The sequence below is a fragment of the Streptomyces sp. NPDC102441 genome (assembly GCF_044765585.1).
GTDB lineage: Bacteria > Actinomycetota > Actinomycetes > Streptomycetales > Streptomycetaceae > Streptomyces.
In genome coordinates this window covers 259,756-285,092 of sequence record NZ_JBIWKH010000014.1, presented here as the reverse complement: position 1 = coordinate 285,092, position 25,337 = coordinate 259,756, and the positions used below count along the sequence as shown (strand labels likewise).

Annotated in this window: 20 protein-coding genes; 17 read left to right on the top strand and 3 right to left on the bottom strand. The window is 70.5% G+C overall.

Annotated features, from left to right (window positions below):
* Positions 1 to 192: 192 nt before the first annotated feature.
* Together ACIREO_RS29395 and ACIREO_RS29390 are read right to left on the bottom strand one after the other, a co-directional pair.
* The gene (locus ACIREO_RS29395) at positions 193 to 735 is read right to left on the bottom strand and encodes a ricin-type beta-trefoil lectin domain protein (RefSeq protein ID WP_404115595.1); all 543 of its coding nucleotides are present in this window, start codon (positions 733 to 735) and stop codon (positions 193 to 195) included.
* Positions 736 to 1,247: 512 nt separating this feature from the next.
* On the bottom strand, positions 1,248 to 2,483 hold the full coding sequence (locus ACIREO_RS29390; protein ID WP_404115593.1) for an MFS transporter: 1,236 nt from the start codon (positions 2,481 to 2,483) through the stop codon (positions 1,248 to 1,250).
* A gap of 82 nt (positions 2,484 to 2,565) precedes the next feature.
* Between ACIREO_RS29390 and ACIREO_RS29385 the strand changes: the two genes are divergently transcribed.
* The 11 genes from ACIREO_RS29385 (at position 2,566) to ACIREO_RS29335 (ending at position 17,128) form a co-directional block, all read left to right on the top strand.
* The gene (locus tag ACIREO_RS29385) at positions 2,566 to 3,537 is read left to right on the top strand and encodes a LysR family transcriptional regulator (protein ID WP_404115591.1); all 972 of its coding nucleotides are present in this window, start codon (positions 2,566 to 2,568) and stop codon (positions 3,535 to 3,537) included.
* Between the two features lie 166 nt (positions 3,538 to 3,703).
* Positions 3,704 to 4,351 (top strand): hypothetical protein, encoded by a 648-nt coding sequence (locus ACIREO_RS29380; RefSeq protein WP_404115589.1) that lies wholly within the window; start codon positions 3,704 to 3,706, stop codon positions 4,349 to 4,351.
* Positions 4,352 to 6,550, top strand: a complete 2,199-nt coding sequence (locus ACIREO_RS29375) for a glycosyltransferase (protein ID WP_404115587.1) — start codon at positions 4,352 to 4,354, stop codon at positions 6,548 to 6,550.
* Complete coding sequence (locus tag ACIREO_RS29370) at positions 6,547 to 8,031, top strand: acyltransferase (RefSeq protein ID WP_404115585.1); 1,485 nt, start codon at positions 6,547 to 6,549, stop codon at positions 8,029 to 8,031. Before ACIREO_RS29375 ends, ACIREO_RS29370 begins: the two co-directional genes overlap by 4 nt.
* Before the next feature lie 153 nt (positions 8,032 to 8,184).
* Complete coding sequence (locus ACIREO_RS29365) at positions 8,185 to 9,516, top strand: nitrate/nitrite transporter (protein ID WP_404115583.1); 1,332 nt, start codon at positions 8,185 to 8,187, stop codon at positions 9,514 to 9,516.
* Positions 9,517 to 9,646: 130 nt separating this feature from the next.
* A complete protein-coding gene (locus ACIREO_RS29360) occupies positions 9,647 to 10,792 on the top strand; it encodes a uroporphyrinogen-III synthase (protein WP_404115581.1) in 1,146 nt (381 codons plus the stop codon).
* Positions 10,793 to 10,811: 19 nt separating this feature from the next.
* Positions 10,812 to 11,375 (top strand): GNAT family N-acetyltransferase, encoded by a 564-nt coding sequence (locus tag ACIREO_RS29355; protein ID WP_404115579.1) that lies wholly within the window; start codon positions 10,812 to 10,814, stop codon positions 11,373 to 11,375.
* A gap of 118 nt (positions 11,376 to 11,493) precedes the next feature.
* Positions 11,494 to 12,081, top strand: a complete 588-nt coding sequence (locus ACIREO_RS29350; RefSeq protein ID WP_404115577.1) for a CGNR zinc finger domain-containing protein — start codon at positions 11,494 to 11,496, stop codon at positions 12,079 to 12,081.
* Positions 12,082 to 12,194: 113 nt separating this feature from the next.
* Positions 12,195 to 14,564: a HelD family protein gene (locus tag ACIREO_RS29345; RefSeq protein WP_404115575.1), complete on the top strand. Its 2,370-nt coding sequence runs from the start codon at positions 12,195 to 12,197 to the stop codon at positions 14,562 to 14,564.
* A 406-nt stretch (positions 14,565 to 14,970) separates the two neighbouring features.
* Positions 14,971 to 16,404, top strand: coding sequence for an NAD-dependent malic enzyme (locus ACIREO_RS29340; RefSeq protein WP_404115573.1), 1,434 nt, complete (start codon positions 14,971 to 14,973; stop codon positions 16,402 to 16,404).
* Positions 16,405 to 16,846: 442 nt separating this feature from the next.
* Complete coding sequence (locus ACIREO_RS29335) at positions 16,847 to 17,128, top strand: HU family DNA-binding protein (RefSeq protein ID WP_003968811.1); 282 nt, start codon at positions 16,847 to 16,849, stop codon at positions 17,126 to 17,128.
* Positions 17,129 to 17,519: 391 nt separating this feature from the next.
* Here ACIREO_RS29335 and murA read toward each other — a convergent pair whose 3' ends face one another.
* Complete coding sequence (gene murA / locus ACIREO_RS29330; protein WP_404115571.1) at positions 17,520 to 18,860, bottom strand: UDP-N-acetylglucosamine 1-carboxyvinyltransferase; 1,341 nt, start codon at positions 18,858 to 18,860, stop codon at positions 17,520 to 17,522.
* Between the two features lie 297 nt (positions 18,861 to 19,157).
* On the opposite strand from murA, the gene ACIREO_RS29325 reads away from it, so the two are divergent.
* The 6 genes from ACIREO_RS29325 to ACIREO_RS29300 all read left to right on the top strand — a co-directional run bounded on the left by ACIREO_RS29325 (position 19,158) and on the right by ACIREO_RS29300 (position 25,152).
* Entirely contained in the window at positions 19,158 to 19,757 is a 600-nt protein-coding gene (locus ACIREO_RS29325; RefSeq protein WP_404115569.1) for a YqgE/AlgH family protein, read from the top strand.
* A gap of 30 nt (positions 19,758 to 19,787) precedes the next feature.
* Positions 19,788 to 20,090: a DUF3039 domain-containing protein gene (locus ACIREO_RS29320; protein ID WP_042837321.1), complete on the top strand. Its 303-nt coding sequence runs from the start codon at positions 19,788 to 19,790 to the stop codon at positions 20,088 to 20,090.
* Between the two features lie 294 nt (positions 20,091 to 20,384).
* Positions 20,385 to 21,689, top strand: coding sequence for an extracellular solute-binding protein (locus ACIREO_RS29315; protein WP_404115567.1), 1,305 nt, complete (start codon positions 20,385 to 20,387; stop codon positions 21,687 to 21,689).
* Between the two features lie 2 nt (positions 21,690 to 21,691).
* Positions 21,692 to 22,663 carry a carbohydrate ABC transporter permease gene (locus ACIREO_RS29310; protein WP_404115565.1) on the top strand — a complete coding sequence of 324 codons (972 nt, stop codon included), beginning with the start codon at positions 21,692 to 21,694 and terminating at the stop codon, positions 22,661 to 22,663.
* Positions 22,660 to 23,508, top strand: coding sequence for a carbohydrate ABC transporter permease (locus tag ACIREO_RS29305; RefSeq protein ID WP_404115563.1), 849 nt, complete (start codon positions 22,660 to 22,662; stop codon positions 23,506 to 23,508). The genes ACIREO_RS29310 and ACIREO_RS29305 overlap by 4 nt, the downstream gene beginning before the upstream one ends.
* Before the next feature lie 3 nt (positions 23,509 to 23,511).
* Positions 23,512 to 25,152 (top strand): beta-N-acetylhexosaminidase, encoded by a 1,641-nt coding sequence (locus ACIREO_RS29300; RefSeq protein WP_404115561.1) that lies wholly within the window; start codon positions 23,512 to 23,514, stop codon positions 25,150 to 25,152.
* The last annotated feature ends 185 nt before the right edge of the window (positions 25,153 to 25,337 follow it).

Sequence of the window (25,337 nt, the reverse complement as noted above, 5' to 3'; positions counted from 1 at the left end):
GCCGTGCACCCTTCAGGTGTCGGTTCGCCCGTCCCCACCCGCCGAACCGGACGTGCCGAAGGCGGCGGGAGAGGAGATCCCATCTGCTACGGCGATCCCCAGCACTGCAAAAGCGGCCCACCCGCGATCATGCGGGATGAACAGGGCGGACTGCCAACCCCATCAGGCATCACGGCCGCTGCCGAATCGAGGCTAACCTGCTATTCGCTCCCATTGCTGGCCGACGCCACCGTTGCAGTCCCAGATCTGTACCTGAACGGGTTTGACGGACGCGTTGGGGTCGTCAAGGCACTTGCCGGACTGAGGGTTGTAGAGGGCATCCTGGCCCCCCCAGGGTAGCCAGAGCTGGGCGGCAGTGCCGTTGCACTGGTAGAGGTCGACTTTGGTGCCGTTGGCGGTGCCGCCGCCTTGGACGTCCAGGCACTTGCCGAGGGCCCGGACAGTGCGGTTGAGCGTGATTTCGTTCCATTTCTGGGCAGAGGTCCCGTTGCACTCATGGACCTGAACCGGTGTGTAGTTCGCGGGTGAGGCTCCCAGGACGTCCAGGCACAACCGGAGGTAGCGCCCAGGGGCCGACAGAGGGAGGGCGAGGGAGCCGCCGCTGTCAGCGCTGGCGGATCCGCCGGTGAGCATGGTGGCCACCACCGCGCCGGCCGAGGCCGCGGCCAGCACCATTGCAGTCCGCTTGCGTCGTCCGCGCGGGGCGCCGGTTGAGCGTGTACGTAGGCTGATCATCTGAAATTTCCTTTCGGAACGGTGTGCGTCGGCTTCGATACGACGCCGACACCGAGGAGGCACCGTACCTGTAGATGCGGGAGGGCCTGTGTTCGTTCCGTGCCAGGCCCTCGACTCGGCCGCAGCGAGCCTCGGTTGGCCCTGTCCGCCGCAGACCGCACGGCGCTCGAAGGGCCGGCCACCGCATGGCTGGACCGGGGTGTGAACGCCGACTGCCTCACCCGGGCCCTCACCGCCGGGCTTCCCGACCAGGTCGGCCCACCCATCGGCCTCGTATGCCGTCGGCTCACCGACAAGATCCCGGCCCGGCTGCCTGAGGCACCGACAACTGCCAGGCTGAGTACCCCCGTTCGCCGCATCATGATGGAGTGCACCGAGTGCGGCGTACCCGGACCGCCCGAAGCCCTTCCCGGCGGGGCTCTGCCGCCCCTGCCGCACACCGGCTCCGGACACTCCCGTGGAGGTGCCCGCCGAACGTGACGTACACGCCCTGGTCAGCGGCCTCCGCAACCTCATGACAGCCCCTTGAGCCCTGATCGGCGCCGCACCGTGTGCGCCGCCGTCGCGATGACCAGCGCCAGGGCCGCCGCGCACATCGGCGCCGCGTATCCGGTCACCGTGCCGGCGTGCTCCACCGTCCAGCCGCCCGCCGCCGAACCCGCCGCTATGCCGCCGAGCAGCGCGGTGACGGCGAGCGTCATGCCCTCGTTGAGCTGTGCCTGAGGGGTGAGCCGCTGGATCAGGGTCATGCCGGTGACCATGGTGGGCGCGGTGGCGGCGCCCGCCAGCAGCAGGCAGCCCGCCAGGAAGAGCAGCGAGTCGGTCGTCGCCGCGGCGAGCAGGGGGAGCGACATCAGGGCGGTCATCCCCGTCAGGCAGTGCAGCAGTCTGCGCCCGACGGCCGCCGCCGGGCGCGTCGACCCGTACAGCAGCCCGGCCACGCAGGAGCCGCCGGCCTGGAGCGCGAGGATCGCTCCTCCGGCGTGGGCGATGGAGACGACCTCCATCGTTCCGAAGACCGCCCCCGTCGCCAGGAAGACGGCGAGCAGGGCGGGGATGCCCGGGGTGCGCAGGGGGGAGGCCGCCCGTGTGCGGGGGGCCACCGGCGGTTCGGTCGCCCGTTGCGCGGCGAAGATCAGGACACCGGTCATGAGCAGGACCGCCCCGGTGAGCGTGCCGGCTTCGGGGAAGAGCGCCCCGCACAGGGATGCGGCGAGGACCGGGCCGAGCATGAAGCACAGCTCGTCGGCGGCCTGTTCGAAGGAGTTCGCGGTGTGCAGGGCCGCCGGGTCGCTCCGGTGCAGATGGGACCAGCGGGCCCGCGACATGCCGCCGGTGTTCGGGGTGGTGGCCGTCGCGGCGTATGCGGCGAAGAGCGTCCAGACCGGTGCGCCGTAGTGCACGCAGAGGACCAGGGACAGCGAGCCGAGCACCGCGAGCGCGGTGGCGGGCACGGCGATCCTGGCCTGCCCGTACCGGTCGACGAGGCGCGCCGTCCAGGGGGCGACCACGGCGGTCGCGGCCAGGCCGGTCGCGGTGACGGCTCCGGCCAGGGCGTACGAACCGTGCGCCCCGGCGATCATGATGACCGCGCTGACGCTGAACATCCCCATGGGGAGCCGGGCGAGGAGATTGCCCGCCGTGAAGGCGCGCGTGCCCGGAGTGGCGAGCAGCCGCAGGTACGGATTGGACGGGGCGGGGGCGGGCGAGGTGCGGATGGGGCCGGGGGTGGTGGTTTCGTGAGGCACGTCCTTACCCTCGGATCGGTGGCCTGTGGCGTCCAACACCTGATCCGAGGTCATTGACGCACTTCTGTTGTAAATTGTCTCCGTGGCCTCGTCCGACATCGATCCCCGGCTCCTGCGTGCCTTCGTGGCGGTGGCCGAGGAGCTGCACTTCACCCGGGCCGCCGCCCGGATCTACGTCGCCCAGCAGGCGCTGAGCCGGGACATCCGCCGGCTGGAGCGCGAGCTGGGCCGGGAGCTCTTCGTCCGTACGACCCGGCAGGTGTCGCTCGCCCCGGACGGGGAACGCCTCCTTCCGCACGCCCGGCGGGTGCTGGACGCGCACGCGGCGCTCTCCGCCGCCTTCGCGGACCCGGCGGACCGTCCGCTGCTCGTGGATCTCAACACCGACGGGATGACGGCGGCCCGGGTGCTGGCCAGGGCACGGGAGCTCGCGCCCGAGTGCGAGCTGATGGCGCGCTTCGAGAGCGGGCTGTCCTGGGCGGCGGGTGAGGTGCTCGCGGGGCGGCTCGACGTCTCCTTCGGGCGCGCCGCCGGGCTCGATCCCGCCGTGCTCGCGCAGCTCTCCGTACAGCCGGTGCGGTACGAGCCGATGGCTGTTCTCCTGCCGCAGGGTCATCCCCTGGCCGGACGTGCGGAGGTCGCCATGAGCGACCTGACCGGGGAAACCGTCTACGCCGGGGCGGGCAATACGCGCACGCTCGAGTGGACGGACCTCGCGACCCTGCTTTTCGCGGAGTGGGACATCGTCCTGGCTCCACCGGCCCCGCTCGCCGTCGGAGTGGCCGAATTCCAACGGGTCATGGCGAAGACGGGGAACCCCGTGCTGGCCGTCGCGGGCTTCCCGCCGCTGCCGGGGACGGTGCTGCGTCCGCTCGTGCGGCCGGTGCCGCTGTCGCCTCTGCTCATGGTCTGGCGCAGGGGCCTCGACCACCCCGGCCTGGCCGCGTTGCGTGCCGCGGCGGCCGAACTCGCGGGGGCGGAAGGATGGATGGCACGGCCACCGGCCTCGTGGCTGCCGGAAACCGATGTGTCACTCATGGGTCACTGTTCATGAACAACCGGTGATACCACCCGCTGCCGGTCGCCGGCGTGCGCTACATTCAATGCTTCGGGTGCACGGTGGCAGGTGGCGCGCGGACAGGGTGGGGGCCCGGTCCGATGGCACGATTCCAGTCATTTCCCGCGCACCTGTTCTTTGAGTGGGGGAAGTGCAATCACCTGTGGAAAATTGGCGCGAAGGTACCCGAACCGGGCACACGCATGAACCGAACGACGTCACCGTCCAACTGGACGGACTCGGCCGGCAGCTCTCCGAGCTGCCCGTAGAACCCAGTCCTCCGGACCCGTCCGACGGTCCGGTGTTCGTCGACGAGAGCGGCCGTCGCAGCAAGACGTACCGGCGCGTGGGCTGGGTACTCGCCGCGATCTGCGCGGTGTACGCGGTGACGCTCGTGGTCGCCGTGCTCGGCGGAAACTCCAGCGCTCCCTGGCTGCCGCTCTCCGGGCAGGAGGAGAAGCACGCGGAAGAGGTCGAGGTGCGGCCCGCCCCGACCGGTGCCACCGTGTCCGGGAGCCCCGAAACCACGCCCAGCGCCTCGGCCTCCGGCGTCGTCGTGCCCCCTCCGTCTGTCGGCGCCTCCGCGTCCGGCCCGGCAGCGCCCGGTGCGAGCACCTCGGCCTCCGCGTCCAGCAAGCCTCCGCGGACCGGCACCTCTTCGGCCCCGGTCGTCCCGGGCGACCCGGTCACCGAACAGCCGACCGGTGACACGCCACCGCCGGCCACCATCGAGCCGTCCGTCGACGACAGTCCGCCGGCCTCCCCGGACCCTTCGGAATCAGCGGTGCAACCACAAGAAGGCGCTCAGTAGATGACACCCCCCGTTTCGCGGGGCAGACACAACCGGAAGAAGAAGCGGACCGTCAGGCGCAGACTTCCCATGCGCTATCTGCTTCCGTCACTCCTTCTTGTGGCCCTGCTCGCCATGCTCATGCTGCGCGGATACGTGCACAGCGAGATCCTCGCCGACCACCGGATCCAGGCGCCCGCTCCCACCAGCCAGGTACCGGACAAGGTGCTCGACGGCGGTCCGGTCATCGACGCCCGCGCGGCGGACGAGGACGCCACGACGCTCCGGATACCCGATCACAAGATCGTCCTGACCTTCGACGACGGCCCGGACCCCGTCTGGACCCCGAAGGTCCTGGACGAGCTCAAGAAGCACCACGCGCACGGCGTCTTCTTCGTCACCGGCACCATGGCCTCGCGCTACCCGGGCCTGGTGAAGCGGATGGTCGACGAGGGGCACGAGGTCGGGCTGCACACCTTCAACCACCCGGACCTCTCCTTCCAGTCCACCAGCCGCATCGACTGGGAGCTCTCCCAGAACCAGCTGGTGCTGGCGGGCGCGGCCGGCATCCGTACGTCGCTGTTCCGGCCTCCGTACTCCTCGTTCTCCGACGCCATGGACAACAAGTCCTGGCCGGTCACGCAGTACATCGGCAGCCGCGGCTACCTCACCGTCGTGAACAACACCGACAGTGAGGATTGGAAGCGCCCCGGCGTCCACGCGATCATCGAGCGAGCCACGCCCAAGCACGGCAAGGGCGCGATCATCCTGATGCACGACTCCGGCGGTGACCGGTCCCAGACGGTGGACGCCCTGGGCAGGTTCCTGCCGCAGATGCAGGAGCGCGGCTACGACTTCACCAACCTGACGTCGGCGCTCGGCGCCCCCAGCGCGCACACCCCGGTCACCGGGTTCGCGCTCTGGAAGGGCAAGGCGTTCGTAGGAGCGGTGGAGATCTCCGAGCGCATCACCGGTGTCCTGGTGGTGGGGCTCGCGGTCATCGGCGTGCTGGTGATGGTCCGCTTCGGGCTGATGCTGCTGCTGTCCTTCCTGCACGCCAGGAAGGTGCGCCGCAGGAACTTCAGCTGGGGCGAGGAGCTCACCCGGCCCGTGTCGGTCCTCGTTCCCGCGTACAACGAACGCGAGTGCATCGAGGCCACCGTGCGGTCGCTGGTCGCCAGCGACTATCCGGTCGAGGTGATCGTCATCGACGACGGCTCGACGGACGGCACGGCCGACCTCGTCGAAGCGATGTGGATCCCGAACGTCCGGGTCGTACGCCAGCGCAACGCCGGCAAGCCCGCAGCCCTCAACAACGGCATCGCGCACGCCCGCTACGACATCGTCGTGATGATGGACGGCGACACCGTCTTCGAACCCTCCACCGTGCGAGAGCTCGTCCAGCCGTTCGCCGATCCCAGGGTCGGAGCCGTCGCGGGCAACGCCAAGGTCGGCAACCGTGACTCGCTGATCGGCGCCTGGCAGCACATCGAGTACGTGATGGGCTTCAACCTCGACCGCAGGATGTACGACCTCCTGGGCTGCATGCCCACCATCCCCGGTGCGGTCGGCGCCTTCCGCCGGGGCGCACTGGACCGGATCGGCGGCATGAGCGAGGACACCCTCGCCGAGGACACCGACGTCACCATGGCGCTGCACCGCGACGGCTGGCGCGTCGTCTACGCCGAGAACGCCCGGGCCTGGACCGAGGCGCCCGAGTCCGTGCAGCAGCTGTGGTCGCAGCGCTACCGGTGGTCCTACGGCACGATGCAGGCCATCTGGAAGCACCGCCGCGCCGTCATCGAGAGGGGGCCCTCGGGCCGCTTCGGGCGCGTGGGCCTGCCGTTCGTCTCCCTGTTCATGGTCGTCGCTCCCCTGCTGGCGCCCCTCATCGACGTCTTCCTTCTGTACGGACTGGTCTTCGGCCCGACGGGGAAGACGGTCGCCGCCTGGTTCGGCGTGCTGCTGGTGCAGGCCGTCTGCGCCGCGTACGCCTTCCGGCTCGACCGGGAGCGCATGACCCATCTGATCTCCCTGCCGCTCCAGCAGATCCTGTACCGGCAGCTGATGTACGTCGTGCTGCTCCAGTCCTGGATCACCGCTCTCACCGGTGGCCGGCTGCGCTGGCAGAAGCTGCGGCGCACGGGCGTGGTGGAGGCGCCGGGCGGCACACAGAACCGCCGCAAGGACACGGACAAGGACCGGAGGCCGGTGGCATGACCTACCCCGACCGGCCTCTGCGGGACGGCTCCGGATACGACGACGGTGCCTGGCCGTCCTCCGACGCCTCCTGGGCGCCGTCGCAGCAGGGCAGCGCCTACCCGGCGCCCGCCGACCCCGCGCACACCGCTCCACTGCCCGTCCCGCCCGTCACCGCCGCGTATCCGGAGTACGACACGGCCGCGTACGCGGAGCAGGCCACCGCCGCGTACCCGGAGTACGACACGGCCGCGTACCCGCAGCAGGCCCCCGCGGCGTACCCGGAGCACGTGCCCGCCGCGTACCCGGAGCACGTGCCCGCCGCCACCGTCCCGGCTCCGGACGTGGCACCGGCGGACGCGGCCTCCGCGCCCCGCGCCAAGCCCGGCAGGGACCGCTATCTCGACCTGCTCAGGGCCGTGGCCCTGGTCCGGGTCGTCGTCTTCCACCTCTTCGGCTGGGCCTGGCTGACCGTCCTCTTCCCCTCCATGGGCGTGATGTTCGCCCTCGCCGGTTCGCTGATGGCCCGCTCGCTGGCCCGGCCGGCGGGAAGCGTCATCCGCAGCCGGCTCCGCAGGCTGCTCCCCCCGATGTGGGCGTTCTCGCTCGTCATCGTGCCGGTGATGTTCGCGCTGAGCTGGAAGCCCGTCCGGGAGGAGGGGCTGTGGTGGTTCATCAAGCTCGGCAGCTACCTCTTCCCGCTCGGCTCGCCTCCGTACCCCTGGGAGAGCGGCTCGGAAGGCGGATGGCTGGAGCTGAGCTGGGCGGACCAGGCGGCAGGACCGCTCTGGTACATACGCGCCTACCTCTGGTTCGTGCTCGCCTCACCCCTGCTGCTGAAGGCGTTCCGCAGGCTCCCGTGGGTCACGCTGCTCGCCCCGCTCGCCCTCACCGCCGTGATCGGCACCGGCCTCGTCACGGTCCCGGGCACCTTCGGCGAGGGGCTCGTCGACTTCGCGGTGTTCGGGTCCTGCTGGATCCTGGGCTTCGCACACAACGACGGGCTGCTCAAGCAGATCCCGCGCTACATCGCGGTGTCGTCCGCCGCGATCGTCATGGGCTTCGGCCTGTGGTGGGCGTCCGGGCACCTCACCGCGGAGGGCTGGAACCTCGACGAGATCCCGCTCGCCCAGGCCACCTGGTCACTCGGCTTCTGCGCGATTCTCCTGATCTACGCCCCGTCCTGGCAGAAGCTCCCCGGCAGGCTCGCCGGGTGGGACAGCCTGGTCACGCTGGCCAACAACAGGGCCGTGACGATCTATCTGTGGCACAACCTGCTGCTGATGGCGGCAGCGCATCTCGTGGACGAGCTCTGGTCCGTCCCGTGGTTCGGCGACACGTTCGGTACGTATATAGAACAGTCGTACGAGGTGCTGGTCCTGATCGCGATCTGGCCGCTGATAGGGCTCGCGATACTGGCGTTCGGCTGGGTCGAGGACGTCGCCGCCAAGCGCCGGCCCCGCCTGTGGCCGAACGGGGCGGGCCGCGGCCGCCGGGCCTGACCGGCCCGAAGGGGTGCGGCGGGCCCGGCTCACCGCACCCCCGGCGGCCGAGTGAGAGCAAGGTTGCGCACCGGTCACCTCACGGCACCGCACCGAAACGCGGACTCCCTAGCGTCGGCAGGACAACACCCCGACCCCCTGTGGAGGCGCGTGATGGCCGGTCGTTGGATCGAACAGTGGGAGCCGGAGGACGAGACCTTCTGGCGGGAGACGGGCGAGAAGGTCGCCCGGAGGAACCTGTGGTTCTCCGTGCTCTCGGAGCACATCGGGTTCTCCATCTGGTCCCTGTGGTCCGTCATGGTCCTGTTCATGGGCCCGGAGTACGGCGTGGACCCCGCCGGGAAGTTCTTCCTGATCTCCACGGCCACCCTGGTCGGCGCCATCGTCCGGGTGCCGTACACCTTCGCGGTCGCGCTGTTCGGCGGACGCAACTGGACGATCTTCAGCGCGTTGTCCCTCCTGCTGCCGACGGTCGCCGCCTTCTGGGTGATGGAGCCCGGCACCTCGTACACCACGTTCCTCGTCGTCGCCGCGCTCACCGGGATCGGGGGCGGCAACTTCGCCTCGTCGATGGCGAACATCAACGCCTTCTTCCCGCTGCGCAAGAAGGGGTGGGCACTCGGGCTCAACGCGGGCGGAGGCAACATCGGCGTCCCGGTCGTCCAGCTCATCGGGCTGCTGGTGATCAGCACGGCGGGTGCGACGCACCCTCGGATCGTGCTCGGGGTGTACGTACCGCTGATCGTCGTCGCCGCCCTCGGCGCCGCGCTGCGGATGGACAACCTCAGGCCCGTCCAGAACGACACGGGGGCGGCGCTCCAGGCCGTACGCGAGCCGCACACCTGGATCATGTCGCTGCTCTACGTCGGCACCTTCGGCTCGTTCATCGGCTACAGCTTCGCCTTCGGGCTCGTCCTGCAGACCCAGTTCGGCCGGACCCCGCTGCAGGCCGCCTCGCTCACCTTCATCGGTCCGCTGCTCGGTTCCGTGATCCGGCCCGCGGGCGGCTGGCTCGCCGACCGGTACGGCGGCGCCCGGATCACCCTGTGGAACTTCGCGGCCATGGCCGCCGCGACCGGTGTCGTCGTCTACGCCTCGGGCATCGAGTCGCTGGCGGTGTTCCTCGTCGGTTTCATCGCGCTGTTCGTGCTGACGGGCCTGGGCAACGGCTCCACGTTCAAGATGATCCCGGGCATCTTCCACGCGCAGGGCATCGCCAAGGGCCTGCGGGGCGAGGAGGCCGCGGCGTACGGACGGCGGCTCTCCGGCGCGGCCATGGGACTCATCGGGGCGGTCGGGGCCCTGGGCGGTCTCGCGATCAACCTCGCGTTCCGCCAGTCCTTCGCCACCTCGGGCACCGGAACGGCCGCCTTCTGGTGCTTCCTCGGCTTCTACGCCGTCTGCTTCACCCTCACGTGGGCGGTATACCTTCGGCGTACCGAAGCGGTGGCCGCGAAGCCCCAGCTCAGCTATGCCGAGGTGTGAGGATGGCCACAGTAGGTCGTACGACGTAACGGGCGGGAAATACAGGTGAACCGAGACTGTCACGCAGGGTTGACAGTCTCGGTCCTCCGCATCATCGAGCAACAGCGGGACGAGAGCCGGGTATCACGCCATGCACGACGACGACGCACAGCACGGGCCCCTGTCGGGCTTCACGGTCGGGGTGACCGCAGCCCGTCGCGCCGAGGAGCTCGGGACGCTCCTCACGCGCAGGGGCGCCGCGGTTCTGCACGCGCCCGCGCTGCGGATCGTGCCGCTCGCGGACGACAGCGAACTCCTGGCCGCCACCAAGGAACTGATCGACAACGCACCCGACGTGGTGATCGCGACCACCGCCATCGGCTTCAGGGGCTGGGTGGAGGCCGCCGACGGCTGGGGAATCGGGGACGACCTGCTCGAACTGCTGCGCGGTACAGAGCTGCTGGCCCGTGGCCCCAAGGTCAAGGGCGCCATCCGGGCGGCCGGGCTCACCGAGGCGTGGTCGCCTCAGTCGGAGTCCATGGCCGAGGTCCTGGAGCGGCTCCTGGGGGAAGGCGTACCGGCCCGCCGGATCGCGCTCCAGCTGCACGGCGAACCCCTGCCGGGCTTCGTGGAGTCGCTCCGTGCGGCGGGCGCCGAAGTCATCGGCGTACCCGTCTACCGGTGGATGCCCCCGGAGGACATCGCACCGCTCGACCGCATGCTCGACGTCACCGTCGCCCGCGGCCTGGACGCCCTCACCTTCACCAGTGCCCCCGCCGCCGCGTCCTACCTGAACCGGGCGGAGGCCCGCGGCATGCTCCCGGAGGTGCTGGACGCCCTGGGCCACGACGTCGTCACCGCCTGCGTCGGGCCGGTCACGGCCCTGCCCCTGCAGGCCAAGGGGATCGACACCGTCCAGCCGGAGCGCTTCCGGCTGGGGCCGCTCGTCCAGGTTCTCTGCGCCCAGCTGCCCGCGCGGGCCCGTGCGCTGCCCGTCGCGGGCCACCACGTCGAGATCCGCGGTCACGCGGTGCTGGTCGACGGCGCCCTGCGCCCGGTGCCGCCGGCCGGTATGGCCCTGCTGCACACGCTGGCCCGTAAGCCGGGCTGGGTGGTCTCGCGCGGCGACCTGCTGAGGGCACTGCCCGGCAGCGGCAGCGACGAACACGCGGTGGAGACGGCGATGGCCCGGCTGCGTACGGCGCTGGGGGAGCCACGGCTGATCCAGACGGTCGTCAAGCGCGGCTACCGGCTGGCGCTGGATCCCTCGGCGGACACCAAGTACGGCGCCTCCTGAGGGCCGCTACGGTCAGGGGATGATCAATGACATCCACCCCCTGACCGACGGTGTCCGGCTGAGGCCCGTGACCCTCGACGACGCCGCCTCGTTCGCCGAGACCCTCACCCGCAGCCGCGCGTACATGCGGCGCTGGGACCCCGTGCGCCCCGAAGCCTTCTACACCCCCGAGGGCCAGCTCCAGCGGCTGACCACGCTGCTGGCGGACCGGGACGCGGGGCGTGCGATGCCCTGGGCGCTGGCCGACGACGAGGACCGGGTCGTGGGGGCGATGACGCTCGCCTCCATCGAACACGGGGTGTTCCGCAACGCCCGCCTCGGCTACTGGATCGACGTCGACCGGGCGGGCCGGGGCCTGGCCACGGCGGCCGTCGACCGGGTCTGCGAGGCGGCACGTGACGGGCTCGGCCTGCACCGGGTCGAGGCCGGGACGGTCGTGGACAACGCGGCCTCGCAGCGGGTGCTGGCGAAGTGCGGATTCGAGCTTTACGGCACGGCGCCGCGCTATCTCCACATCGACGGCGCCTGGCAGGACCACCGGATGTTCCAGCGCATCCTGCACGACGGCCCGCCGCAGCGCTGAGCGGGACCGGCCCGGGCTACCCGGCAGGAGGGGTTCCGGGCCGGGCCGGATGAGGGCACTCTGGGGATGACTCTCTCCCACAGGTGACACAGGTGACCCCCGAGGCGGTGACAGGCTCATGGCGGCGGGCACGGGAGCGTACGGCCGGCGGTTCGACTCGGGGCGCGTCTGTCTGGACCTGGTGGCGACAGGGGCGGCCTCCGGCGCCTGCGAGCGGCTGGACCGCCCCGCGCGTCTCGCCGAGTGGCTGGTGGCCTCGCGGCTGGTCCCGCTCGGGACGCCGCTGACGGCCGTCGACGAGACCTGGGTGGCGCGCTTCCGGCAGTTGCGTACGGGAATCGACCGGCTGATGTCGGCCCAACTGGCCGGTGGGAGCGCCGACAACGCGCTGGAGCGCGTCAACACGCTGGCGGCGGCCGCCCCGCCGGGGCTGCGGGCCGTGCGCGGCCAGGGCGGAGCGCTCGTACGGGCGCCGATTGCGGACCCGGTGTGCGGCGAACTGCTCGCCGCGGTGGCCCGGGACGCCGTGGACCTGCTCACGGACCCGGTCGCGCGGGCGGGGCTGCGCCGGTGCGAGGGCGACGCCTGCCGGCGGCTCTACCTGGACACGTCGCGGGGGCGGCGCCGCCGCTGGTGCTCCAGCGAGGTCTGCGGCAACCGGGAGCGGGTGGCCAGGCACCGGCGCCGCGTGAAGGCTGCGCCGTGACGCCCCCTGATCCGCACAAAGGCCCCGAAACACGATCCGGGCGGCAGGTGCGCCGGGGGCCCCCTTTCACGTACGGTTGACGGCTGCTTGATGCACGTCAGAAGGGGGCCTCGGTGGCCGCGCAGGATGCCGCTGTCGATTCACTGCGGGACCGGGAAATCGGTGTCGAACAAGAACATCTGGACCGGGTCTACCGCCGTCTCGAAGAGAAGATCGACGAGGCGGAATTTCTCATGCAGGACGCCAGTAAACGGGGCCAGGTAGGTACCCCCGGGGCACTCGCGGAACGGGACGCGCAGGTCTTCCGAGCCGGAGTTCATCTCAACCGGCTGAACAGTGAGTTCGAGGACTTCCTGTTCGGGCGGATCGACCTGCTGCCCGGCAAGGACGGCGAACGCGGCCCGGACGGCGCCTTCACCTCCGTGGAGGCGGCCGACGACGCCGTGGGGGAGGACAGCACCGCGGAGATCGCGGAGACCCTCCACATCGGCCGCATAGGAGTACTCGACTCCGACTACGCGCCGCTGGTGATCGACTGGCGGGCGCCGGCCGCCGCGCCGTTCTACCGCTCGACGCCGAAGGACCCGGGCCGGGTCGTACGCCGTCGGGTCATCCGCTCCAAGGGCCGCAGGGTCCTCGGGGTGGAGGACGACCTGATGCGTCCGGAGCTGACCGCCCGGCTGAAGGGCGACGAGCTGCCCGTCATCGGCGACGGCGCCCTGATGGCCGCGCTCGGCCAGGCCCGCAGTCACACGATGCGGGACATCGTCTCGTCGATCCAGGCCGAACAGGACCTGGTGATCCGCGCCCCCGCCGCCTCCGTCACGGAGGTCTCGGGCGGGCCCGGCACGGGCAAGACGGCGGTGGCCCTGCACCGGGCCGCGTACCTCCTCTACCAGGACCGCCGCCGGTACGCGGGCGGCATCCTCGTCGTCTCGCCGACCCCCCTCCTGGTCGCGTACACCGAAGGGGTGCTGCCCTCGCTCGGTGAGGAGGGCCAGGTCGCCATCCGTGCGGTCGGTTCGCTCTCCGACGAGGCCGCGGGTGCGGAGGGGGCGACCACGTACGACGAGCCCGCCGTCGCCAGGATCAAGGGCTCGTCCCGGATGCTCCATGTGCTGCGCAAGGCGGCCCGCGGGGCGCTTGAGCAGCCCGCGCCCCGGCCCGCCCCCCAGGAGGGGCAGCTGGAGTTCGGGGAGGCCCCCGCGGAGGCGGGCACCCCCACCCGGCTGAGGGTGGTGGCCTTCGGCGCGCGCGTCGAGCTGGAGGCCGACGAGCTCCGGCGGATCCGGCACAACGTCCTCGGCGGCACCGCGCCGGTCAACCTGCTTCGCCCGCGCGCCCGCAAGCTGCTGCTGGACGCCCTCTGGAACAAGTCGTCCGGCCGGGGCCGCTACACCGACCCGCAGCTGGCCGCGGAGCTGCGTTCCTCGTTCGACGAGGACGTGTCCACCGAGACCCCGTTCCTCACCTTCCTGAACGCCTGGTGGCCGGAGCTCACCCCCCGCCGGGTGCTGGCCGCGCTCTCCGACGAGCGGCGGCTGGGCCGATGGGCCCGCCGGATCCTCAACCAGGGCGAGGTGCGCCGTCTCGCCCGTTCGCTGAGGCGGCTGGACGAGGACGGCAAGGGCCCGCTCTCCGTCCACGACGTGGCGCTCCTGGACGAGCTGCAGACCCTCCTGGGCGCCCCTGCCCGGCCGAAGAGGCAGCGGGAGGCGGGCCCGCTGGACCAGCTCACGGGTCTGGAGGAGCTGATGCCGCAGCGCGAGGAGACCCAGTGGGAGCGGGCCGAGCGGCTGGCGGCGGAGCGTACCGAGTACGCCCACGTCATCGTCGACGAGGCGCAGGACCTCACGCCGATGCAGTGGCGGATGGTCGGCCGCCGTGGCCGGCACGCGACCTGGACGATCGTCGGTGACGCGGCGCAGTCCTCCTGGTCGGACCCGGACGAGGCGTCAGCGGCCCGTGACGAGGCGCTCGGCAACCGGCCGCGGCGCCGGTTCACCCTCACCGTGAACTATCGCAACCCGGCGGAGATCGCCGAGCTCGCGGCCAAGGTGCTTGCGCTGGCCATGCCGGGGATGGAGTCCCCGGTGGCGGTCCGCTCGACGGGGGTCGAACCGCGCTTCGAGACGGTGCGGGACGGGGACCTCGCCTCGACCGTCCGCGAGGAGGCGCGGAGGCTGCTCGCGCGGGTGGACGGCACCGTGGGTGTGGTCGTCGCCATGAACCGCCGCGCCGAGGCCCGCGCCTGGCTGGAGGAGCTCGGCGAGCGGGTCGTGGCGCTGGGAAGCCTGGAGGCGAAGGGCCTGGAGTACGACGCCACGGTGGTGGTCTCTCCGGCGGAGATCGCCGACGAGTCCCCGGCGGGGCTGCGGGTTCTGTATGTGGCACTCACCCGTGCGACGCAGCAGCTCACCGTGGTCTCGGGGGAGCGCGACATGCCGGACGGGGACGGTGTCCCCGACCTGCTGAGGGACTGAGGGGCGGCGGCCGGTTCCCGCGTGCGGAGTACTTTTCCGGGGTCAACCCGTCGCGCGGGAATCACTTCTCCGGGGTGTTTGTTAGCCTGGAGACGGCACCGGCTCGATCCAAGCCCCCGGGCCCAACCTTAGTCGCTTCGAGCGACCACTTGCCGCGAGGCGAGCATGGCGGGCCGGTGTCATCCAGCTCGAAGAAGACAGACCCGCGTCACCTCCTGGTGGCGCGGGTCTGTTCTTGTTTACGGGTTACGCATCACGATTACTTCTCGTATGGTGGAAAAAACTTTCCGAAAGGTGGCAGTCATTACCTGCTACCGGCCGGTAGGTGCGACGATCGGAACGCACGTGCGGGGCTGAGCCCCGACTGCGTGCGGCAACGAAGCTCAGGAAAGCGAAGGACTCGGCCATGGCAACGGCGCCCAGCGTCTCGTACTCGATGACGGTCAGGCTGGAGGTGCCCGCGAGCGGCACAGCGGTCTCCCAGCTCACCACGGCTGTGGAGTCCTCCGGGGGCTCGGTCACCGGCCTCGACGTGACCGCTTCCGGCCACGAGAAGCTGCGGATCGACGTCACGATCGCGGCCTCCTCCACCTCGCACGCGGACGAGATCGTCGAAGGCCTGCGCGACATCGAGGGTGTCATCCTCGGCAAGGTCTCCGACCGTACGTTCCTGATGCACCTCGGCGGCAAGATCGAGATGGCGTCCAAGCACCCCATCCGCAACCGTGACGACCTCTCGATGATCTACACCCCCGGTGTGGCGCGGGTCTGCATGGCCATCGCCGAGAACCCCGAGGACGCGCGGCGTCTCACCATCAAGCGGAACTCCGTCGCGGTGGTCACGGACGGCTCGGCGGTGCTGGGCCTGGGCAACATCGGCCCGATGGCGTCGCTCCCCGTGATGGAGGGCAAGGCGGCCCTCTTCAAGCGCTTCGCCGGCATCGACGCCTGGCCGATCTGCCTGGACACGCAGAACACCGACGAGATCGTCGCGATCGTCAAGGCGATCGCCCCCGGCTTCGCGGGCATCAACCTGGAGGACATCTCCGCCCCCCGCTGCTTCGAGATCGAGGCACGGCTGCGCGAGGCGCTGGACATCCCCGTCTTCCACGACGACCAGCACGGCACCGCGATCGTCGTGCTCGCCGCGCTGACCAACGCGCTCCGCGTGGTGGGCAAGGCGATCGGTGACGTACGGGTCGTCATGTCCGGCGCCGGCGCGGCCGGTACGGCCATCCTGAAGCTGCTCATCGCGGCCGGTGTCAAACACACGGTGGTCGCCGACATCCATGGTGTGGTGCACGCGGGCCGCGAGGACCTGGTGGACGCCACCCCGGACTCCCCGCTGCGCTGGATCGCCGACAACACCAACCCCGAGGGCGTCACCGGCACCCTCAAGCAGGCCGTCGCAGGCTCCGACGTCTTCATCGGCGTCTCTGCTCCCAACGTCCTGGACGGCGCGGACGTCGCGGCCATGGCGGAGGGCGCGATCGTGTTCGCGCTCGCGAACCCGGACCCCGAGGTGGACCCGGCGATCGCCCGGGAGACGGCGGCTGTGGTGGCCACCGGGCGCTCCGACTTCCCGAACCAGATCAACAACGTGCTGGTCTTCCCGGGTGTATTCCGCGGTCTGCTGGACGCTCAGTCCCGCACCGTCAACACGGAGATGATGCTCGCCGCCGCGGGTGCCCTTGCCGACGTCGTCGCGGAGGACGAGGTGAACGCGAACTACATCATCCCCTCGGTCTTCAACGACAAGGTCGCGGGAGCCGTCGCGGGAGCCGTCAGGGAGGCCGCGAAAGCGGCCGGAGTCGCCGAGGCGGCGCCCGACCCCGCTTGAGGGCCCTTCGTTCGGATCATGCTGGGCTCGCGTGCCCTGGGCCGTTCGGTCCCGACGGCCCTGTCACACGCCGTCCGCGGGGGTCGGCCACGGCTCCTGCGGACGGTGCCGTAGCTCACGTCCGGGTGCTCCGTACGGCGCGTCGCGGGTCGCGGCGTCCCAAACGCCCCTTTAGGGTGGGCGGGCAGCGAGCCCCACAGGCCCGGCATCCGCTGCGGACCGCTCCAACAAGTCGACGGAACGTCATCACGGGCAATCAGTGGTGCTTTTCGTGTGACGCCGAGGGGTTCCGGATTGGCGTTAGCGCCGCAGGTGGGGGCAGGATGCGTATTCGGGCGCGAGGGTCTGACAGCAGACCCGGGTCCGGGGACTGTCAGAGGGCCCTGGCAGCATCGGCTTCGATCTCACGCCTCACAGGCAAGAAGAACACGGGAGTACAAACATGAACCGCAGTGAGCTGGTGGCCGCCCTGGCCGACCGTGCCGAGGTGACCCGCAAGGACGCCGACGCCGTTCTGGCCGCCCTCGCCGAGACCGTCGGCGAGATCGTCGCCAAGGGCGACGAGAAGGTCACCATCCCCGGCTTCCTGACCTTCGAGCGCACCCACCGTGCCGCTCGCACCGCTCGTAACCCGCAGACCGGCGACCCGATCAACATCCCGGCCGGCTACAGCGTGAAGGTCTCCGCGGGCTCGAAGCTCAAGGAAGCCGCCAAGGGTAAGTAAGTCCCCAAGGCAAACAAGAAGGGCGGCCGTCCTGACCGGGGCGGCCGCCCTTCGGCATACCCGGAACCGCATCCGGGGGCCTTCATCCCCGCGCACACCGCCCGTGCGGGCGCTGTGAGGCGCCCTGCGGCGCCCCGGTGCCCTCCGGCGTCCCCAGGGAGGGCCGTACGCCCCGTTCGGCTCTGTACGGGCGTTCTGGGGCGTCGTGCTGACGCGGCGCCGGGCCGATGCGGCGCCGCGGCCGATGTGGCGCCGGGCCGATGTGGGCCGGGCACGGAAAAGTCCGCCGCCCCGGTCCCTCGTGGGGGCCGGGGCGGCGGACTGTGGTGCGAGGGTGCGCAATGCTGTGTGCGGCAGCACTGTGCGCGCGCCGGAGCGCGCCGGGGGAGCGTCAGACGAGTGAACCGTTGGGGAGCTCGACCTTCGCGCCGAGCTTCTCGAGCTTGTCCATGAAGTTCTCGTAGCCGCGGTTGATCAGGTCGATGCCGTGCACACGGGACGTGCCCTGGGCCGCCAGGGCGGCGATCAGGTACGAGAACCCGCCGCGCAGGTCCGGGATGACCAGATCCGCGCCCTGGAGCTTCGTGGGGCCGGACACGACCGCCGAGTGCAGGAAGTTCCGCTGCCCGAAACGGCAGTCGGAGCCCCCGAGGCACTCGCGGTAGAGCTGGATGTGCGCACCCATCTGGTTGAGTGCCGAGGTGAAGCCGAGCCGGGACTCGTAGACCGTCTCGTGGACGATCGACAGTCCGGCGGCCTGCGTCAGGGCCACCACGAGCGGCTGCTGCCAGTCGGTCTGGAACCCGGGGTGCACGTCCGTCTCCAGGGCGATGGCGTTCAGCGCGCCGCCCGGGTGCCAGAAGCGGATGCCCTCGTCGTCGATCTCGAAGGCGCCCCCGACACGGCGGAAGGTGTTGAGGAAGGTCATCATCGAGCGCTGCTGGGCGCCGCGCACATAGATGTTGCCCTCGGTCGCCAGCGCCGCGGACGCCCAGGAGGCGGCCTCCAGGCGGTCCGGGATCGCCCGGTGGGTGTAACCGTCGAGCCGGTCGACACCCGTGATCCGGATGGTCCGGTCGGTGTCCAGGGAGATGATCGCGCCCATCTTCTGCAGTACGCAGATGAGGTCCTCGATCTCCGGTTCGACCGCCGCGTTGGACAGCTCGGTGACGCCCTCGGCGAGGACGGCGGTCAGCAGCACCTGCTCGGTGGAGCCCACCGACGGGTACGGCAGCCGGATCTTCGTGCCCCGCAGCCGCTGCGGGGCCTCCAGGTACTGGCCGTCCTCCCGCTTCTCGATGGTGGCGCCGAACTGGCGGAGCACCTCGAAGTGGAAGTCGATCGGCCGGCCGCCGATGTCGCAGCCGCCGAGGCCGGGGATGAAGGCGTGGCCCAGACGGTGCAGCAGGGGGCCGCAGAAGAGGATCGGGATGCGCGACGAGCCCGCGTGGGCATCGATGTCGGCGACGTTCGCGCTCTCGACGTGCGACGGGTCGAGGATGAGTTCGCCCGGCTCGTCGCCGGGGCGGACGGTCACGCCGTGCAGCTGCAGCAGCCCCCGGACCACCCGCACATCGCGGATGTCGGGCACATTGCGGAGCCGGCTGGGCCCGCTGCCGAGCAGCGCGGCGACCATTGCCTTGGGCACCAGGTTCTTGGCGCCTCGGACGCGGATCTCGCCCTCCAGCGGGGTGCCGCCGTGGACAAGCAGGACATCGTCTGTGCCGGTCATGTAACTCGCGTTCCGGAGTGGTCGGGCAGGGGGCCACCAAAAGGGTAATGGGCTTCCGCCCTCCTTCCGTAAGGCTGCGGGGGGTATATGAGCGTCATGAATCCGCCACAACACGTTCTGATCCCCTGCCCTTGCGGAGCGTCACCGTCCGTACGGACCGTCCTGGAGCCCCGCGATCGTGCGCTCCCCGTGCGTCTGTGCGGCGCCCGTGCGCCCTGAGCTGCGGAGGGGCGCCGTCCGGGGCCGGGCGCGCCACTTGGCCCCCGCGGAGGGCCGAGATGCGGGATCATCTGTGCCATGACGGAGGTGTCCTCGCTCACAGGACGGCTGCTCGTGGCCGCACCCGCCCTGGCGGACCCGAATTTCGACCGTGCGGTGGTGCTGCTCCTCGACCACGACGAGGAGGGCTCCCTGGGCGTGGTCCTGAACCGCCCGACCCCGGTCGGCGTCGGGGACATCCTCGCGTCCTGGGCCGGCCTGACCGGCGAGCCGGACGTGGTCTTCCAGGGCGGTCCGGTCTCGCTCGACTCCGCGCTGGGGGTGGCGGTGATCCCGGGGGACGAGGGGGCTCTCCCCGGCTCCCGGCCCCGATCGGGCGGGGGAGCACCAATCGGCTGGCGCCGGGTGCACGGGGCGATCTGCCTGGTGGACCTGGACGCGCCGCCGGAGCTGCTGGCGGCGGCGCTCGGCTCGCTGCGGATCTTCGCCGGATACGCGGGCTGGGGGCCGGGCCAGCTGGAGACGGAGCTGACGGACGGCGCCTGGTTCGTGGTCGAGTCGGAACCCGGCGACGTCTCGTCGCCACGCCCGGAGAACCTCTGGCGTTCGGTTCTGCGGCGGCAGCGCAGCGAACTGGCGATGATCGCGACGTATCCGGACGACCCTTCGCTGAACTGATGCGCGGAGCTTTCAGTACGCTTGGCAGTTATGAGCACTCTTGAGCCCGAGCGCGGGGCAGGTACGGGGACCCTCGTAGAGCCGACGCCGCAGGTGTCGAACGGCGACGGTGACCACGAGCGCTACGCCCATTACGTCCAGAAGGACAAGATCATGGCGAGCGCCCTGGAGGGCACTCCCGTGGTGGCACTGTGCGGGAAGGTCTGGGTCCCCGGCCGCGACCCGAAGAAGTATCCGGTCTGTCCCATGTGCAAGGAGATCTACGAGTCCATGGGCGCCGGCGGCGACAAGGACAAGGGCAAGGGCGGCAAGGACAACAGCGGCAAGAAGTAGCCCGTTCCAGCCCTTATGTCCCTTTATCCTTCATAACTCTTTCCGGACCCTGACCCGGCCCCCGGGGCGCGCGGAGACGCGTGGCGCGGGGGCCGTTCGCATGCCCGGGCACCCCCGCGCTCCCGCCGTTGACGCGGCGGGAGCGCGGGTCCGCGTTGCACGGGCTGCGCCGCGAGGTCACAGAGTGGTTGAGACCACTTGTCGGCATGCTGAGGCGCCCTTAGTCTCCTGCGAGTTGTGCAGAACGAAACGCGCGTTGCATGGAATGCAACGATTGACCGGTAGGGGTCCCGGATGAAGCTTTCTGCTCGAATCGCAGCTCCGGCCACGGCACTTGTGCTGGCCGGCCTCACCGCAACCGCCTGTGCGCCGCAGACCTCCGACACCGGCGCCGAGGGTGACGAGAAGTCCGGGACGCTCCGCGTCTGGCTCTTCCAGGAGGTCGGCAACAAGCCCAAGGAGAAGGTCGTCGACGCCGCGGTCGCCGGCTTCGAGAAGTCCCACGAGGGCGCGAAGGTCGAGGTGGAGTACATACCCGTCGACACCCGGGCCCAGCGCATCAAGGCCGCTTTCAACGACCCGAAGAGCGCCCCCGACCTCATCGAGTACGGCAACACGGACACCGCCGGTTATGTGAAGGACGGCGGACTGGCCGACGTCAGCAAGGAGTTCGCCGCCTGGGACGAGGCCAAGGACACCGACCCGACCGCCAAGCGGTCCGTGACGGTCGGCGGCCAGGTGTACGGGGCGCCGCTCTTCGTCGGCGTACGGGCGCTGTACTACCGCACCGATGTCTTCGACGAGCTCGGCATCGAGCCCCCGAAGTCCCAGGACGAGCTGATCTCCACCGCCAAGAAGATCCACCAGGAGAAGCCGGACCTCTACGGTCTCGCGGTCGGCGGCGCGTACACCTACGGCGCGATGCCCTTCATCTGGGCGCAGGGCGGCGAGCTGGCCGACGAGACCGGGGTGGCCTACCGGTCCGCCGTCAACAGCGCGAAGGCCCGCAAGGGCATCGAGGCCTACACCTCGCTCTTCGGCGACGACAACTGCCCGGCCTCCAAGTGCGCGGCCATGGGCGGCAACGCGACCGTCACCGCCTTCGCGTCCGGCAAGGCGGCCATGGCTATCGGCGGCGACTTCAGCCACACCGCGGTCGAGGCGGGCACCGTGAAGGGCAAGTACGCCGTCGTGCCGCTGCCCGGTGTGAAGAAGGACTCGATCGCCCCGGCGTTCGCCGGCGGCAACAACATCGGCGTGCTCAAGAGCACTTCGCACCGCACCCTCGCGGTCGACCTGATGAAGTCCCTGACCGGCAAGAAGACACAGGCGAAGATGTTCGACGCCATGGGCTTCCTGCCGACGTACACGGACGTGCTCGGCACCGCCGCGAAGAAGGAGCCCTTCGTCGGCCCCTTCGTCGACACGCTCGGCGCGGGCGCGAAGTTCGTCCCGGCCTCCCCGGCCTGGGGCCAGATCGATGCCTCGCTGATCCTGCCGACCATGTTCCAGGAGATCGTCAGCGGCCGTAAGGACGTGGCCGCCGCCTCGGACGACGCGGCGAAGAAGATGGACGCGGCGTTCGCCGAAGCGGGCTGACGATGACCGCGAACACCGCACCGCACAAGGCCCCCGCCCCGCCCCGTGCGGGCGGGGCGCCGGCCCGCCCGCCCCGGCGCCGTCCGGCGTCGCCCGCGCGCCGCTCCGGCTGGACCCCCTGGCTCTATCTGCTCCCGGCGCTCGTCCTGCTCGGCGGGCTCCTCGTCTACCCGATCTACCAGCTGGGCCTGATCTCCTTCCTGGAGTACACCCAGGCCCAGGTCAGCGGCGGCGAACCGACCACCTTCCAGGGCTTCGGCAACTACGCCACGCTCTTCGGCGACAGCCAGTTCTGGCAGGTGCTCCTCGCGACCGTGGTCTTCGCCGCGGCCTGTGTGCTCGCCACCCTGTTCGTCGGCTGCGCCCTGGCCGTCCTGCTGACCCGGATCCGCGCCCTGCCCCGGCTCGCGCTCATGATGGCCGCGCTGGGGGCCTGGGCGACCCCGGCGATCACCGGATCGACCGTCTGGGTGTTCCTCTTCGACCCGGACTTCGGCCCGGTCAACAAGGTGCTGGGACTCGGCGACTTCTCCTGGACGTACGGGCGCTACAGCGCCTTCGCACTGGTGCTCCTGGAAGTGCTCTGGTGCTCGTTCCCGTTCGTGATGGTGACCGTGTACGCCGGCATCCGCGCGATCCCCACCGAGGTGCTGGAGGCGGCCTCGCTGGACGGCGCCTCGCAGTGGCGCATCTGGCGGGCGGTCACGGCACCGATGCTGCGGCCGATCCTCGTCGTCGTCACCATCCAGTCGGTCATCTGGGACTTCAAGGTCTTCACCCAGATCTACGTCATGACCAACGGCGGCGGCATCGCCGGACAGAACCTGGTGCTCAACGTGTACGCGTACCAGAAGGCGTTCGCGTCCTCGCAGTACAGCCTCGGATCGGCGATCGGCGTCGTGATGCTGGTGATCCTGCTGGCCGTGACGCTCGTCTATCTGCGCCTGGTGCGGCGCCAGGGGGAGGAACTGTGAGCGCACGCACGCTGCTGCGCGTCCGCCGGCCCGGAAGGCTGGCGGCGGAGGCCACGGCTCTGGTCATCGCCGTCGTGGTGGCCTTCCCGCTGTACTGGATGGTGCTCTCCGCCTTCAAGCCGGCGGGCGAGGTCCAGTCCACCGAGGCCCGCCCCTGGACGCTTGCACCGTCCCTGGACTCGTTCCGCCGGGTTTTCGAACAGCAGGAATTCGGCCGCTACTTCCTCAACAGCCTGGTCGTCGCCGGCACGGTGGTCATCGCGTCCGCGCTGATCGCCTTCCTCGCCGCGACAGCCGTGACCCGGTTCCGCTTCAGATTCCGCACGACCCTGCTCATCATGTTCCTCGTGGCGCAGATGGTGCCGGTCGAAGCACTGACGATCCCGCTGTTCTTCCTGATGCGGGACTTCGGGCAGCTGAACACGCTGGGATCACTGATCCTGCCGCACCTCGCCTTCTCGCTGCCCTTCGCGATCTGGATGCTGCGCGGCTTCGTCAGGGCGGTCCCGGACGCCCTGGAGGAGGCGGCCTACATCGACGGGGCGAGCCGCACCCGGTTCCTGTGGCAGATCCTCTTCCCGCTGGTCTTTCCCGGTCTCGTGGCGACCAGTGTCTTCTCGTTCATCTCGACGTGGAACGACTTCCTGTTCGCGAAGTCGTTCATCATCAGCGACACCTCCCAGTCGACGCTGCCCATGGCGTTGCTGGTCTTCTTCAAACCCGACGAGAACGACTGGGGAGGGATCATGGCTGCCTCGACGGTGATGACCATTCCCGTGCTGGTCTTCTTCGTCCTCGTACAGCGGCGCCTGGTCTCCGGACTCGGCGGCGCGGTGAAGGACTGACACATGGACAACCTGATTCCGGCACCGGCTCGGACCGGCGGCGAAGGCAGCGGTGGATTCGTCCTCGACGAGGCCACGACACTGTCGGCGGGCCCCGGCACCGAGACCACGGAGCGCTGGCTGCGCACCACGCTCGGAGCCGCCTTCGGGCTGCCGCTCGCTCCGGCCGGCGTGGACGCCGAGGGCGCCCCGAACACCATTGAACTGGGCATCGACCCCTCGCTGGAGCCCGAGGGCTACCGGCTGGGTGTGGCGCCCACCTGGGGCGTACGGATCACCGGGGGAAGCGCGGCCGGAGTGTTCTGGGGCGCGCAGACCCTCCGTCAGCTCCTCGACCCCGAGGCGTTCCGCCGCGCGCCTGTCGCCGCCGGTGCGCGGAAGGCCGTCCCCTTCACGGAGATCGAGGACGGCCCGCGCTTCCGCTGGCGCGGTCTGATGCTCGATGTGGCGCGGCACTTCATGCCCAAGGACGGCGTGCTGCGCATGCTCGATCTGCTGGCCGCACACAAACTGAACGTCTTCCACTTCCACCTCACCGACGACCAGGGCTGGCGCATCGAGATCAAGCGTCACCCCCGGCTCACGGAGGCGGGCGCCTGGCGCGCACGCACCAAATACGGCCACCGCGCCTCCGAACTCTGGGACGAGACCCCGCACGGCGGTTTCTACACGCAGGACGACATTCGCGAGATCGTCGCGTACGCCGCCGAGCGGCATATCCGGGTGGTCCCCGAAATCGATATCCCGGGCCACTCGCAGGCAGCCATCAGCGCGTATCCGGAACTGGGCAACACCGACGTCATCGACACCTCCGCGCTTTCCGTGTGGGACACCTGGGGCGTCAATCCGAACGTACTCGCCCCCACTGACAACACCCTGCGCTTCTTCGAGGGGGTGCTCGAAGAGGTGCTCGAACTCTTCCCGGCCGACACCTCGCCGTTCATCCATATCGGCGGTGACGAATGCCCCAAGGACCAGTGGAAGGCGTCGCCGACGGCGCAGGCGCGCATGGCAGACGCCGGACTGGCCGACGAGGACGAGCTCCAGTCCTGGTTCATCCGCCACTTCGACCGCTGGCTCACCGCCAGGGGCCGCCGCCTCATCGGCTGGGACGAGATCCTGGAGGGTGGCCTCGCCGAGGGCGCGGCCGTGACGTCGTGGCGGGGCTACGCGGGCGGCACCACCGCCGCCGAGGCCGGGCACGACGTCGTGATGTGCCCCCTGCAGCAGGTGTACCTGGACTACCGTCAGGACGGTGGCCCCGACGAGCCGATGCCCATCGGATACGTCCGCACCCTGGAGGACGTATACCGCTTCGAGCCCGTGCCCCCGGGCCTCTCCGAGGAGGCGTCGGGGCACATCATGGGCACCCAGGCCAACGTCTGGACCGAGGTCATGCAGAACCGGGACCGGGTCGACTACCAGGTGTTCCCGAGGCTCGCCGCCTTCGCCGAGGTCGCCTGGTCGTGTCTCCCGGCCCCGGGGGAGCGGGACTTCGCCGATTTCGAACGCCGGATGAACACCCACTACGCCCGCCTCGACGCCCTGGGGGTCGGCTACCGGCCGCCGACGGGCCCCCGGCCGTGGCAACGCCGGCCCGGCGTCCTGGGTCGCCCGATCGAGGGACCGCCCCCGACTGTGTGACCCCCGCCCCGTCTGTCGGCCAGGGGGCCCGAATAAGTCGTACGAACCCGCTGAAGAGTGTCAATTCGTGCGCAGGGCAGAAGGACTGCCAAAAGTGACTTTTCCCCTGGTCGTGGACGGAAACACCCTTCGCGGACCCTCGCGTCGGGCAGCCTGGAAGATGTGCCAGAGTTGCCACGTCCCGG

Coding starts and splice junctions, on each gene's coding strand:
- ACIREO_RS29395 (WP_404115595.1), bottom strand. CDS start 735: ATGATCAGCCTACGTACACGCTCAACCGGCGCCCCGCGCGGACGACGC.
- ACIREO_RS29375 (WP_404115587.1), top strand. CDS start 4,352: ATGACACCCCCCGTTTCGCGGGGCAGACACAACCGGAAGAAGAAGCGG.
- ACIREO_RS29370 (WP_404115585.1), top strand. CDS start 6,547: ATGACCTACCCCGACCGGCCTCTGCGGGACGGCTCCGGATACGACGAC.
- ACIREO_RS29365 (WP_404115583.1), top strand. CDS start 8,185: ATGGCCGGTCGTTGGATCGAACAGTGGGAGCCGGAGGACGAGACCTTC.
- ACIREO_RS29360 (WP_404115581.1), top strand. CDS start 9,647: ATGCACGACGACGACGCACAGCACGGGCCCCTGTCGGGCTTCACGGTC.
- ACIREO_RS29355 (WP_404115579.1), top strand. CDS start 10,812: ATGATCAATGACATCCACCCCCTGACCGACGGTGTCCGGCTGAGGCCC.
- ACIREO_RS29350 (WP_404115577.1), top strand. CDS start 11,494: ATGGCGGCGGGCACGGGAGCGTACGGCCGGCGGTTCGACTCGGGGCGC.
- ACIREO_RS29340 (WP_404115573.1), top strand. CDS start 14,971: ATGGCAACGGCGCCCAGCGTCTCGTACTCGATGACGGTCAGGCTGGAG.
- ACIREO_RS29335 (WP_003968811.1), top strand. CDS start 16,847: ATGAACCGCAGTGAGCTGGTGGCCGCCCTGGCCGACCGTGCCGAGGTG.
- murA (WP_404115571.1), bottom strand. CDS start 18,860: ATGACCGGCACAGACGATGTCCTGCTTGTCCACGGCGGCACCCCGCTG.
- ACIREO_RS29325 (WP_404115569.1), top strand. CDS start 19,158: ATGACGGAGGTGTCCTCGCTCACAGGACGGCTGCTCGTGGCCGCACCC.
- ACIREO_RS29320 (WP_042837321.1), top strand. CDS start 19,788: ATGAGCACTCTTGAGCCCGAGCGCGGGGCAGGTACGGGGACCCTCGTA.
- ACIREO_RS29315 (WP_404115567.1), top strand. CDS start 20,385: ATGAAGCTTTCTGCTCGAATCGCAGCTCCGGCCACGGCACTTGTGCTG.
- ACIREO_RS29310 (WP_404115565.1), top strand. CDS start 21,692: ATGACCGCGAACACCGCACCGCACAAGGCCCCCGCCCCGCCCCGTGCG.
- ACIREO_RS29300 (WP_404115561.1), top strand. CDS start 23,512: ATGGACAACCTGATTCCGGCACCGGCTCGGACCGGCGGCGAAGGCAGC.